The organism is Paraburkholderia dipogonis, assembly GCF_046027395.1.
Taxonomy (GTDB): domain Bacteria; phylum Pseudomonadota; class Gammaproteobacteria; order Burkholderiales; family Burkholderiaceae; genus Paraburkholderia; species Paraburkholderia dipogonis_A.
Genome location: NZ_JAQQEG010000001.1, coordinates 236466 through 249239 on the forward strand (window position 1 = coordinate 236466; position 12774 = coordinate 249239).

A 12774-nucleotide genomic window follows, 5' to 3' on the forward strand; every position below is an offset into this window, starting at 1 on the left:
GAGATGGCTGACTGAGATGACCGAAAAAACCCATGCATCGCTAGCGATTCCTGCGCGAGAGACCGAAGGCGGCCACGCCTTGCCACCGCGCCATCAAGAATGGAAACGCGCCAAAATCGCCATGTGGATCGTGCTGGCGCTGCTGGCCGTCGGGGCGTTGCGCACCGTGATCGCCAACATCATGCAGAACCATTCGGTGGCGGAGACCACGAAGCAGAACGCCACGCAGTATGTGAACGTGGTGAGTCCGACCCAGACCGAAGGCGGCGGCAATACCTTGCTGCCGGGTACGCTGCGCGGCTACGTCGAATCGCCGATTTTCGCGCGCTCCACCGGCTATCTGCTGCACTGGTACGCCGATATCGGCACGCGAGTGAAGCAGGGCCAACTGCTCGCCGATCTCGATACGCCCGAAATCGATCAGGAACTCGCGCAGGCTTTGGCGCAGCGCCAGCAAACCAGTTCGAGCCTCGGCCTGGCCAGGAGCTCGCTGGACCGTTGGCAGCAACTGCGCCAGCGCGACGCGGTCTCGCAGCAGGAACTCGACGAACGGCAGAGCACGTACACGCAGGACGTGGCCAACCTCGCCGCCGCCGACGCCAACGTCAAGCGTCTGCAGCAGCTCGAATCGTTCAAGCGGATCGTCGCGCCGTTCGCGGGCGTGGTCACGCAACGCAATGTCGATGTCGGCGACCTGATCGATGCGGGCAGCGGCACGAGCCGCGCGCTGTTCGCGCTCGCGCAGTCGGACCCGCTGCGCGTCTATGTGCAACTGCCGCAGGCGTATGCGCAAAACGTGTCGGTGGGACAGAAGGTGGTGGTGACGCAGGCCGAACTGCCGGGTCAGCAATTCCACGGCACGATCACGCACATTTCCGGCGCGATCGACGTGCCGACGCGTTCGCTGCAGGTCGAAGTGACGCTGCCGAATCCCGACGACAAACTGCGGCCGGGCGCCTATGTCCAGGTCGCGGTGCCGGCGGTCGCGCGCGCGCAATTGATGGTGCCGGGCAACGCCCTGCTGTTTCGCGCTGAAGGCCCGCGGGTCGCGGTAGTCGATGCGAAGGGCAACGTGCAGTTGCACAAGATCGTGATTGCGCAGGATCTCGGACAGTCGCTCGAAATCGAAAGCGGCATCGAGGCGAACGACAAGATCATCATCAACCCGAGCGATTCGATCGCGGACGGCGATCACGTGCAGATCCAGCAGCCGCAGGCCAACGGCAAGGGGGCGTCGTGAAGCGCGTGGCCACATGCCGTGCGTTGACCACGCTGGCAGGCGCGGCGCTGCTGGCCGCGTGCACGGTCGGGCCGGACTACCAGCGGCCGCAGGCCGAGGTGCCGCCCACCTGGCAAACCGATTCCTACTGGCGCGTGGCCGTGCCGTCTCATGCGCCGATTTCGCCGGACTGGTGGAGCGCGTTCAGCGATCCGACGCTCGCCACGCTGGAAACGCAGGCGCTCGCGCAGAATCAGACGTTGGTGGCGGCCAGCGCGCATTACGAGCAGGCGCGGGCGACGCTCGCGAACAACCGCGCGCAGCAGATTCCCGAAGTCGATCTCGCGGCGCAGGGATCGCGCTTCCGGATTTCGCAAAACCGTCCGCAGACGAATTACGGCACGCCCACGACGTCGACGGTGCAGAACAATGTGCAGCTCGGCCCCACCATCAGCTACGACACCGATCTATTCGGCCGGATACGTCGTGAAGTGGAAGGCGCGGCGGCTTCCGCGCAGCAATCGGCCGACGATCTCGCCAACGCGCGGCTCGTGCTCACCACCGATCTCGCCACCGACTATTTCTCGCTGCGCGAACTCGACGCCGAGATCGACGTACTGAATCAGTCGGTGAAACTGCAGCAGAAGGCGCTCGACTACGTCACCACGGAACACGATCTCGGCTCAGTGTCGGGGCTCGACGTGCTGCAGCAGAAATCGCTGCTCGACTCGACGCGCGTGCAGGCGCAACTGCTGCTGAATCAGCGCGCGCAGTTCGAACATGCGATCGCCGCGCTGGTCGGCGTGCCCGCGCCGCAGTTCTCGGTTGAGCCCAAGGTGCTCGCGGTGCAGGTTCCGTCGATCCCGCTCGGCGTGCCCAGCGACGTGTTGCAGCGGCGGCCCGATGTCGCCTCGGCGGAGCGCGCGATGGCCGCGGCGAATGCGCAGATCGGCGTCGCCAAGGCGGCGTTTTTCCCGAGTCTCACGCTGGCGCCGAGCATCGGCTGGGAAAGCACGCAGTTCGCCAGTCTGCTGAGCGCGCCCACGCTGATGTGGACGCTCGGCGCGGCGGTCGGCCAGGTGCTGTTCGACGGCGGCCGCCGCGCGGCCAACGTGAAGTTCGCGAGCGAAGGCTACAGGGCCACCGAGGCGAACTACCGGCAGACCGTGCTCACCGCGTTCCAGCAGGTGCAGGACGGCATCACCGGACTCTCGGTGCTGGACGGCGCGGCGAAGCAGTCGAGCGAGGCCGTCACCGATGCGCAGCATCTGCTCGCGCTCGCCAACGACCGCTATTCGGGTGGCCTCGTTGCTTACCTCGACGTGATCACCGCGCAACAGTCGCTGCTCACCAGCGAGCGCCAGGACGTGCAGATTCATGGCCAGCAGATGACCCTGTCGGTTTCGCTCGTGAAGGCGCTCGGCGGCGGCTGGGACGTCGGCACGGACATGTCGAATGCGCCCACGGGCGCGCAGCCGAACGACACGAAGGAGGCGATGGCTCCCGCGCGGTGAGCTACCGGAGAACATGAAGCAGTCAAAGCGGCACACAAGCGGTGCGCAAGAGAAATGCAAGGCGTTTCGTATAATGCACATACAAGGGGACGCGCATGAAATTGCTGATTGTTGAAGACGAGCACAAGGTGGTGGACTACCTGCGCTCCGGTTTGACAGAACAGGGGTGGGTCGTCGACGTCGCGCTCGACGGCGAGGAAGGCATGCATCTGGCCACCGAATTCGATTACGACGTGATCGTCCTCGACGTGATGCTGCCTAAACGCGACGGCTTCAGCGTGCTGAAGGCGCTGCGCATGCGCAAGTCCACGCCGGTCATCATGCTCACCGCGCGCGATCATGTGAACGACCGCGTGCGTGGCCTGCGCGAAGGCGCCGACGACTACCTCACCAAACCCTTTTCGTTTCTCGAACTGGTCGAGCGGCTGCATGCTCTCGCGCGCCGCACGCGCTCACAGGAGTCGACGCTGATTTCCGTCGGCGATCTGTTCGTCGATCTGATCGGACGGCGCGCGACCCGTGACGGCGTGCGCCTCGATCTGACCGCGAAGGAATTCCAGTTGCTCAGCGTGCTGGCGCGCCGGCAAGGCGACATTCTGTCGAAGACCGCGATCACCGAACTCGTTTGGGACGTCAATTTCGACAGCCATACGAACGTGGTCGAGACCGCGATCAAACGATTGCGCGCCAAGCTCGACGGCCCATTCCCCTCCAAACTGCTGCATACCGTGCGCGGCATGGGTTACGTGCTCGAAGTGCGGGAAGAGGCGGAGCAGTCATGAACCGCTCGATTGCCCGGCGCCTCGCGTTGATGTTCGCGTTCGTCGCGCTGTTCGTGTTCACGCTGGTCGGCACGGGGCTCTTTCTGGTGCTGCGCACGCAGCTCGAACACCATCTGCGCGAGTCGCTCGACGATCGCACGCAGATCGCGCGCATCATCGTCTATCACGCCGTGACGCCGGAAAAGTGGCGCATGGCACGCGAAAAGCTCACCGACATGACGCCGCACGACGGCAGCACGGTGTACGCGGTGTCGAGCACCGATCCGTATTTCCATTACGGCACGCCGGTCGACGGTTCGGTGGTCACGAGCTGGGCGGGCGGCTATGCGCGCGTGACGCCGGCCGGCGGCGGGCAGGACATGCTGACCTCGACGGCCACGATTCCGGCCTACGGCGCGCGCCCGGCGGTGCAATTGCAGGTCGCCTCGAGCTATTCGCCCAACGTGCGCACCATGCGCGTGTTCGGCTTTGCGCTCGCCGCGCTGTCAGCGCTGGGCAGTCTCGGCGTGCTGCTGCTCAGCTATTCGGTCACGCGGCTCGGCCTCGCGCCGCTCACGCGCCTCACGCGCGACGCTTCCGCCGTGAGCCCGAACAACCGCTCGCAGCGTCTGAACACGGCCTCGCTGCCGCTCGAACTGAACGACCTGGCCAACTCCTTCAACGGTGCGCTCGAGCGGCTTGACGGCGCGTATGGCCGCCTCGAATCGTTCAATGCGGACGTGGCCCATGAACTGCGCACGCCGGTGACGATTCTGATCGGCCAGACGGAAGTGGCGTTGACACGCAATCGCTCGGTCGACGATCTGCGCCATACGTTGCAATCGAATCTCGAAGAATTCGAGCGCATGCGGGCGATCATCAACGACATGCTGTTCCTCGCCCGCGCCGATCAGGGCGAACGCGCGACGGGCCTCATCGACGCGTCGCTGGCCGCGGAAGTCGCGCATACGCTGGAGTTTCTGGAGATCCCGCTCGAAGAAGCGCGGGTGCGTGCGCAACTGCGTGGCGACGCCATGGCGCGGGTGAACCGCTCGCTGTTCGGCCGCGCCTGCACGAATCTGTTGATGAACGCCATCCAGCATTGCGAACCGGGCGCCCAGATCAGCGTGACGATCGTGAGCGACCAGGATCAGGTACGTGTCGCGGTGGCCAACCCCGGCGAGCCGATCGCGCCTGATGTGCTCGAACATCTGTTCGACCGCTTCTATCGCGCCGAGGTCTCGCGCACGAACAGCCGCGAAAACCACGGGCTGGGTCTCGCGATCGTGAAAGCGATTGCGGAGATGCATCGCGGCACCGTGTCGGCGCAAAGCGCGCACGGCATTAATACGTTTGCATTCTCGGTCGCGGCAGTCTCGCCGATGGAAGCCGGCATGCCGGCGGCGCGCTCGAACGCGAGTGCGGCGGGTGAGGGAAGCGGTTATTCGTCGCTGGTGAAAGGCAAGTCGGCCTGAACCGGCAGACGCCGCGGCGGCAGCAGCGCATTGGCCGGCGTCAACGCGCTGACGCGCACGCCGAGGAGCCGCAGCTTGCGGTTCAACTCCACTCTGCGCAGGCATTCGGTCGCGGCGCGCCGGATTTCGGCGGCGTCGGCGGTCGGCACGTCCAGCGTCAGATCGCGCGTGACCGTGCGGAAATCGTCGTAACGCAATTTGATGCCCACGGTGCGCCCCATGTAGCCCTTGCGCACCAGATCTTCCGCCACGCGCACGCACAAGCCGGTAAACGAACTGGACAGCGCCGGCCGGTCGTGACGCGGATGCAGATCGCGCTCGAAAGTCGTCTCGCGGCTCATCGACTTGGGCTCCGATTCGACGACCACCGGCCGCTCGTCGTGGCCTTGCGCGACCTGCATGAGCCACGCCGAGTAGCTGCGCCCGAAGTGGTCCTGCAAGAGCCCCGCGTCCGCCGCCGCCAGATCGCCGACCGTGGCGAGACCGAGCGCGGTCAGTTTCTCCGCGGCCTTCGGTCCGATACCGTTGACCTTGCGCACCGGCAGCGGCCAGACGCGCAAGGGTATGTCAGCGGGCGTGAGGATGGTGAGGCCATCGGGTTTGTCGAGTTCGGAGCCGATCTTCGCGAGCAGCTTGTTCGGCGCCACGCAAATCGAGCAGGTGAGGCCGGTGGCCTGATTGACCGCCTGCTTGATGCGCGCGGCGATCTCTTGTGGCTCGCCCGGCAGTTCAGTCAGATCGATATAGATTTCGTCGATGCCGCGGTCTTCGATGCGGTCTGTAAACGTGGCGACCGCCGCCTTGAACAGGCGCGAATAGTGGCGATAGGAGTCGAAGTCGGTGGGTAGCAGGATCGCGTCCGGCGCGAGCACGGCGGCCTTCATCATGCCCATGGCCGAGAACACGCCGAGCGCGCGGGCTTCATAAGTGGAGGTGGTCACCACGCCGCGGCCTGCGTAATCGCGCAGCTTCGCGAAGCGGCGCGTGCCGTCTTCGAGTGTTTGCGGCACGCCGTTACGGCCGCCCCCGATCACCACCGCCTGGCCACGCAGTTCCGGATAGCGCAAAAGCTCGACGGACGCGTAGAACGCGTCCATGTCGAGGTGCGCGATGTGGCGGCTGGCAGAACTCATGGGTGGCAAAAAAACGGCCGACGACAACGGCCAAACCGTAATAGTACCTTGCTCCGCCCGGCCAGGGACCGCTCAGAAGCGGTAGCTCACCCCGATCTGCAGCACCGGATAGAGCTTGTATCGCTCTACCTTGTCGCTGATCTTGCGTTCCTGCTCGTCGATGTTCGACTGCGGCGTGAACATCGAATAGATCGCCGGCACGTTGTATGAGGCGCGCGGGCGGCCGTATGCCACGCCGAGATCGAACGTCATCCCGAAGCCCTTCGAGACCGGCTTATGGCCGTAACCAATGCCGAGGTAAGGCATGACGCGCGGCAGCGTGACCGTGGCCGAGGGCGCGGCGCCCACGGCCGGCACGAAGTCGTCGCCGATCTTGTAGTTGCCTTGCGCGTTCGGCACGGCATGCGCGCTCAGTTCGTCGTCGTTGATGAGTGCGCCGGCCGTCACGCGAAAGCCGCTGGAGCTGAACGGGAACAGATCGAGGTACAGGCCGCCCTGCAAGAGTTTGAGGTGGCCGTCGTACTCGTTGTCGTTGGCGTGGACCGTATGCGACAGCCCGAAGCCTTCCAGTTCCGCATGCACGCCTGCCCATGAATTCAGCGGCAAGGCGGCGCCGACACCCGCACCGAGCGTGCCGCCATGCACATAAATCTCCTGCGCCTGTGCTGCTCCCACCATCACCGTCGCCAACGTCGCGACCACAGCCGCATTTTTTACCCGTTTCACCGCACCATCTCCCCGACAAGGATTATTTCCGTGTGGCGACTTTACGGTTTAACCATGCGGTTCAAATGCATGAATAGCGGGCAGTTATGGCGACTCTTCGCGTTCAAGTTTTGCGGTCGGGAGAAAACGGAATTTATGACCTGTAAATCCTGCCGAACCGGCGATTGAATCGCACATGGTGCGCAGAATAGGCCTGTTTTAAAGGGCTATTCGGTGAATCGAACCAAACGGCGTGCTTCGATAATGACTCTCGCAGAAGACCCGTTTGCCACGCACACGGCACTCGAGAAACGGGTCGATTCGTCTGATAAAAAGAGCGCGTTGCGCTTCATTTTGCGTGTGTCGTGATGGTGTGCGCGACCGGCTTTTCTGGATCTGGAGCAGTTATGTTTTCGTCTCAAACGTCACGATCGTTCGGCGCCGCAGTGGTTGTCGCCGCAACGGTTTTACTGAGCGCATGCGGTGGCTCGGGCGGCAGTAGCGCCAGCACCAGCAGCAACGTGCTGAAATTGTCTTCGGCGGTGCAAAGCGAGCATGTCGCGCGTTATGCCGGCGCGTTCGGCATGCTGTCCGGGCCTGGGGTGGCGGTGATTTACACCTCGGTGGTGCAGTCGCTGGTGAGCGGTGTCACAGCCGGTACGCCCAATAGCACGACTGCCTGTCCGGTTGGCGGTTCGATCAGCGTGGCAACGCAAAGCGCCGGCGCGAGCGGCCTGCAGAGCGGCGAAACCGCCGCCGTCAGCTTCAATCAATGCGTGGGACAGGTGAAGGCGCCCGGCGTATCGGACAGTGCCTCGATTACCGGCACGGTGAGCGTGCAGATTCAAAGCTCGCAGGGCGTGGTCGGCAAGGCGTCGAACGACTGGTCGTACACGGCCGTTGAAACCGCCAACGCGTTGACGCTGGTTTCAGCGAACAGCACGACCGTGGTGAACGGCACCGTCAGCTTCACCATGAGCTACGACGCGAAGACGGGCGTCACCACCACCACCGCCAGCGCGCCGACGGTGACGCTCGGCCGCTCGCAGCCGGCGGGCTCGGGCAATATCAGCGGCAATATCACGATCACGTCGCTGAATTACTCGCGCGTGCACGGCACGGATCCGGTCACGGACACGCTCACTACCAGCGGCAACATCAGCGTGAACGTGGCCGACGCGGTGATCGCCTTCAACGTCGCGACGCCGACGCCGGTCACGATCAGCGGCGGCAACGTGCAGGCCGGCGTGATCCAGTTGTCGACGAGCGATACCATCGAGACCATCACGCCGAAAGACGCGTCGACGGTCGGCATTACGGTGACATCGAATGGGCAGACGGGGACTTACACGGAAAGCGTGGACACGTTCCGCTCGCTGGTGAGCGGCTGAGCGAGTTCGCGGGACGGCGTGGAGAGTAGGGGGCGGGTTGCGGCGACATGATGGTCGAGGGACCGGTTGCCGCAACCGCGAAACGCAAGCCTGATAGGCAGGGGCTTACTGCTTGATGCCTTCGGCCTGAATATGCAGCGTGGTCTGCATCTTGAAGCCGTAGGTCTTGCCGAAGTCGACGCCGAAGTCGTCGCGATTGAACGTCGCAGTCGATTCCGTGCCGCACACTTCACGCTTAAGCATCGGATTCATGATGCACTTGAACGATTCGATCTTCAGATTGATCGGCTTGGTGATGCCGTGCATGGTCAGCGTGCCGATCACTTCCACCGGCTTGTCGCCGTCGAAGCGGATCTGCGTGCCCTTGTAGGTCGCGGTCGGATACTTCGCGGCGTCGAAGAACTTGTCCGTGACCAGTTCGGCGTCGAGCTTGTCGTTGCCGATATCCACCGAGCTCATGTCGATCGTCACGTCGACCGTGCCGGTCTTCGCCGCGCGATCCAGCACCACGGTGCCGCTGCTCTTCTTGAACTTGCCGCGCCAGATCGACAGGCCGCCGAAGTGATCGGTTTCGAAGCTCGGGTAGGTGTGCGTCGGGTCGAGCTGATACGTATCGGCTGCCATGGCGTTGAACGACAATGCGGTGGCCAGCGCGCCTGCGGCGAGCAAAAGTTGTTTCTTCAAGGTGTTCTCCAGGTTTCAGAAAGTGTTGCGACGCTTCGTGTCGAGTTATTTCTTCGAAGCGACGATGTGAAATTTGATGACGACTTCATCGGCGACCACCGACGTGTCTTTCCATTCGCCGGTGCCGACGTCGAATTGCGAGCGCTTGATCGGCAACGCGCCGTCGAAGGTTTGCGTGGCGCCCTGGCTGGCGATGGTGACGGGCACCACGACGGTTTGCGACTTGCCCTTGATGGTGAGCTTGCCGGTGATCTTGTACTGGTTGCCGCCCGCCGGCGCGATCGCGCTCGAGACGAAGGTCGCGGCCGGGAAGGTGGCGCTGTCGAACCATTCCTTGCCTTGGGCCTGCTTGTTGTAGTCCTCGGCGCCGAGGTCGTAGCTGCTGGTGTCGATCGAGACATTGGCGCTGCCGGCAGTCGGCCTGGCCGGATCGAAATTCAGTTGCGCCGAGAACTTTTTGAACTTGCCGTCGACGGGCACGTTCATCTGTTTCGTGGTGGCGATCACGCTGCTCTTGCTCGTGTCGACATCGGCGTGCGCGAGGTTCGCGCCGAACAGCGACAAAGCCGTGATGCCGGCGAGCGTCACACGTTGAACGGAGTGGTAAAAGTTTGATTTCATGGTGGTACGCATCCTATCGAACCCGCGCGCGTTGATTGCACACCGCTGGGAATTAGATTGCCAACAAGCCGTAGCCAATCGCCGGCTGTTACTTGAGGAATGGAATCATTCGAGCCAGCAATCCGTCGCGGTCGACGAATTGATGCTTGAGCGCTGCCGCCACATGCATCGCAACCAGTGCAAGCAACGTGTAATTGAGCAGCACGTGGACAGTGCGCAGGCTTGCCTTGAGCGCCTGATCCGGGCCGATGATGGTAGGCAGCGGCACGATGCCGAGATACACCACCTGAATGCCTGCGGCGGAACTATAGAAATAGCCGGACAGCGGAATCGCCAGCATCAGCACATACAGCACGCCGTGCACCAGATGCGCGGCGGCCTTCTGCCATGCGGGCGTGGCGCTGTCGAGCGCCGGTGCGCGGTGGGTGGCGCGCCACAGCACGCGGGCCACGGCAAGCATGAACACGGTCACGCCGATCCACTTGTGCCAGGAGAAATACTTCAGCTTGGTGGGCGTGAATCCGGGGATATCGGTCATGATCCAGCCGATATAGAAGCCGCAGATGATCAACGCCGCGATCAGCCAGTGCAAGGCTATGGCGGCGCCGTGGTAGCGGTCTGAACGGACAGGGCTGGAATCCATACTTTGACGTTCTTGGGTTATCGGGTATTGCAGGTGAGTGCGAATGATAGGGATGCCAATGAAAACTGAATAGCCGGGGAGAAGGGAACAGATTGTTGTATCCGTGACGCTAATGTCGCTGGAATAAAACGGCGCGGCGCCCGTAATGGGCCGGGAGGTCGTCCGCTGTGTTAATTTGCCGGCTGAACCGCCAGGAGAGTTGAGACCGATGAACAGGATTGAAAACAACAACATCGCGCCAGGCGCGGATTTTCTGCGGCACGAGATGGCACCCGTGGCACCTGCCGCAGCCGGGGTGGAAGGCTACATGGAGCACGACGCGGCTGTCTACCGCACGTTGCTCGAATCGACGAAAGCGATTCCGTGGAAGATCGATTGGGCGACCATGGAGTTCGCTTATATCGGCCCGCAGATCGAAGCCCTGCTGGGCTGGGCGCCCTCGAGCTGGAAAACCGTGCAGGACTGGGCCGCGCGCATGCATCCCGAGGACCGCGAGAAGGTGGTCGAATTCTGTGTCGCGCAATCGCAGGCGGGCACCGATCACGAAGCGGACTATCGCGCGTTGACGAGCCGCGGCGAATACGTCTGGCTGCGTGACGTGGTGCACGTGGTGCGCGACGCGCGCGGCGATGTGGAGTCGCTGGTCGGCTTCATGTTCGATATCAGCGAGCGCAAGAAGACCGAAGAGAAACTCGCGGCGCTGCAACGGGAACTCGAGGCGCTCTCGTTCAAGGACGGCCTGACGGGCGTCGGCAATCGCCGCGCGTTCGATGCCGGCTTGCAGCGCGAATGGAGCGCGGCTTTGCGTCATGCGGCGCCGCTCTCGTTGATCATGGTCGATATCGACTTCTTCAAGTCCTACAACGACTACTACGGTCACGTGCAGGGCGACGAGTGCCTGAAGCGGGTCGCCGGCGTGTTGAGCGGCGCGGTTCGGCCGGGCGACTTTGTCGGCCGCTTCGGCGGCGAAGAGTTCGTGCTGATCCTGCCGAACACTGGCGCCGACGCCGCCCGCCAGGTGGCCGAGCGCTGCCGCGACCGCATTGCGACCGAAGAGATCGCGCATGAGCGCTCGCCGTTCCGGCAAACGGTGACCGCCAGCTTCGGCGTCGGCACCACGATTCCGGCCGAGGCGGCCGATCCGGTGGCCTTCGTCAATCTGGTGGATACGCAGCTCTACCACGCGAAGGACAACGGCCGCGATTGCATTGCGGCGGTGAACCGCGTGCGATGAGCACGCGCAACGGCACAACCACGGGCGCGTAACTTGCTGTAAGAGCGCCTGCGGCCGCCGCATCATCGGTGCGCTCGCCCGGCCATGCCGGACATCGCGCTCGCGCGTCACCAATCATCCAGGGCTCGCTTAGTGAATTCCGTTTTCCTGTCTTGGGGTATCGCCGCCGCCGCCACGGCGGGCGTCATCACGCGGCCGTTCAAATGGCCCGAAGCCGTGTGGGCCGTGGCCGGCGCGCTGCTGCTGGTCTCGCTCGGGCTGTTGCCGGTCCATCTGGCGCTCGAGGCGATCGGCAAGGGCACCGACGTCTATCTGTTCCTCTTCGGCATGATGCTGCTGTCGGAAGTGGGCCGTCGCGAAGGCCTGTTCGACTGGGTCGCCGTGCTCGCGGTCAATCATGCCCAGGGTTCGCCGCGCAAGCTCTTCCTGCTGGTCTACCTGGTCGGCGTGGCGATCACCGCGTTTCTTTCGAACGACGCCACCGCCGTCGTCCTCACGCCGGCCGTGTTCGCCGCCGCCAAAAAGGCGAAGACGCATCCGCTGCCCTTGCTGTTCGTCTGCGCGTTCATCGCCAACGCGGCGAGCTTCGTGCTGCCGATCTCGAATCCGGCCAACATCGTGCTGTACGGCAATCACACGCCCGCACTCGGCGCCTGGCTGATGCGCTTCACGCTGCCGTCGCTGCTGTCGATCGTCGCGACCTACGTGATGCTGCGCTGGACCCAGCGCGACGCGCTCGCCGGCGCCTGCGAGGCGAATCTCGAACCGGTCGAGCTGTCGTCGAGCGGCCGCGTGGCGCTCGCGGGCATCGCGGTGACGGCCGTCGTGCTGCTGACGGTCTCCGCGTTCGATGTTCCGCTCGGCATGCCAACCGCGATACTCGGCGCACTGACTGCGCTGGTCGTGCTGATTCAGGAGCGCAAATCGCCGCTGCCGATGATCCGCGAAATCTCGTGGAGCGTGCTGCCGCTGGTCGCCGCGCTGTTCGTGCTCGTCGAAATGCTGGATCACACCGGCGTGATCACGGCGGCGGCCCAACTCACGCAGCGCGCCGCGCAACAGCACGAACTGGCCACGGCGGGCTGGGCGGGCACCGTCATCGCGCTCGGCAGCAATCTGATGAACAACTTGCCGGCGGGTCTGATCGCCAGTTCGACCGTGATGCAGGCGCACAGTCCGGAGCGTGTGATCGACGCGCTGCTGATCGGCGTCGACCTCGGTCCGAACCTGTCTATCACCGGTTCACTCGCAACGATCCTCTGGCTCAACGCGATTCGCCGCGAGGGCGAAGACGTGAGCTTCATGAAGTTTCTGAAGGTGGGCGCGCTGGTGATGTTGCCGGCGCTCGTGCTGGCGCTCGGCGCACGGATTCTGACCGGTTGAAGGCGTGAATC

Annotated in this window: 12 protein-coding genes; 7 read left to right on the forward strand and 5 right to left on the reverse strand. The window is 63.9% G+C overall.

The features are described 5' to 3' along the window. Window positions 1-16 precede the first annotated feature (16 nt). The 4 genes from PQR32_RS01055 (at window position 17) to PQR32_RS01070 (ending at window position 4969) form a co-directional block, all read left to right on the forward strand. On the forward strand, window positions 17-1240 hold the full coding sequence (locus PQR32_RS01055; RefSeq protein ID WP_408221731.1) for an efflux RND transporter periplasmic adaptor subunit: 1224 nt from the start codon (window positions 17-19) through the stop codon (window positions 1238-1240). Further along, window positions 1237-2733 (forward strand): efflux transporter outer membrane subunit, encoded by a 1497-nt coding sequence (locus PQR32_RS01060; protein WP_408221732.1) that lies wholly within the window; start codon window positions 1237-1239, stop codon window positions 2731-2733. Before PQR32_RS01055 ends, PQR32_RS01060 begins: the two co-directional genes overlap by 4 nt. A gap of 95 nt (window positions 2734-2828) precedes the next feature. Further along, window positions 2829-3515, forward strand: a complete 687-nt coding sequence (locus PQR32_RS01065; protein ID WP_007176723.1) for a heavy metal response regulator transcription factor — start codon at window positions 2829-2831, stop codon at window positions 3513-3515. After that, a complete protein-coding gene (locus PQR32_RS01070) occupies window positions 3512-4969 on the forward strand; it encodes a heavy metal sensor histidine kinase (protein ID WP_408221733.1) in 1458 nt (485 codons plus the stop codon). The genes PQR32_RS01065 and PQR32_RS01070 overlap by 4 nt, the downstream gene beginning before the upstream one ends. Here PQR32_RS01070 and dinB read toward each other — a convergent pair. Then, entirely contained in the window at window positions 4936-6102 is a 1167-nt protein-coding gene (dinB, locus tag PQR32_RS01075) for a DNA polymerase IV (RefSeq protein WP_408221734.1), read from the reverse strand. The genes PQR32_RS01070 and dinB overlap by 34 nt on opposite strands. A 72-nt stretch (window positions 6103-6174) precedes the next feature. Then, on the reverse strand, window positions 6175-6780 hold the full coding sequence (locus PQR32_RS01080; protein ID WP_408221951.1) for a hypothetical protein: 606 nt from the start codon (window positions 6778-6780) through the stop codon (window positions 6175-6177). A 434-nt stretch (window positions 6781-7214) separates the two neighbouring features. Between PQR32_RS01080 and PQR32_RS01085 the strand changes: the two genes are divergently transcribed. Further along, window positions 7215-8198: a serine-rich family protein gene (locus PQR32_RS01085; RefSeq protein WP_408221735.1), complete on the forward strand. Its 984-nt coding sequence runs from the start codon at window positions 7215-7217 to the stop codon at window positions 8196-8198. A gap of 105 nt (window positions 8199-8303) precedes the next feature. Here PQR32_RS01085 and PQR32_RS01090 read toward each other — a convergent pair whose 3' ends face one another. From PQR32_RS01090 to PQR32_RS01100, 3 genes are all read right to left on the reverse strand, one after another. Then, window positions 8304-8882, reverse strand: coding sequence for a YceI family protein (locus PQR32_RS01090; protein ID WP_408221736.1), 579 nt, complete (start codon window positions 8880-8882; stop codon window positions 8304-8306). A 45-nt stretch (window positions 8883-8927) separates the two neighbouring features. Next, window positions 8928-9503, reverse strand: a complete 576-nt coding sequence (locus PQR32_RS01095) for a YceI family protein (protein WP_408221737.1) — start codon at window positions 9501-9503, stop codon at window positions 8928-8930. An 88-nt stretch (window positions 9504-9591) separates the two neighbouring features. Continuing rightward, window positions 9592-10146, reverse strand: a complete 555-nt coding sequence (locus PQR32_RS01100; RefSeq protein WP_408221738.1) for a cytochrome b — start codon at window positions 10144-10146, stop codon at window positions 9592-9594. Window positions 10147-10354: 208 nt separating this feature from the next. On the opposite strand from PQR32_RS01100, the gene PQR32_RS01105 reads away from it, so the two are divergent. After that, window positions 10355-11380, forward strand: coding sequence for a GGDEF domain-containing protein (locus tag PQR32_RS01105; protein WP_408221739.1), 1026 nt, complete (start codon window positions 10355-10357; stop codon window positions 11378-11380). A gap of 132 nt (window positions 11381-11512) precedes the next feature. Beyond that, on the forward strand, window positions 11513-12763 hold the full coding sequence (locus tag PQR32_RS01110; RefSeq protein WP_408221740.1) for an arsenic transporter: 1251 nt from the start codon (window positions 11513-11515) through the stop codon (window positions 12761-12763). The last annotated feature ends 11 nt before the right edge of the window (window positions 12764-12774 follow it).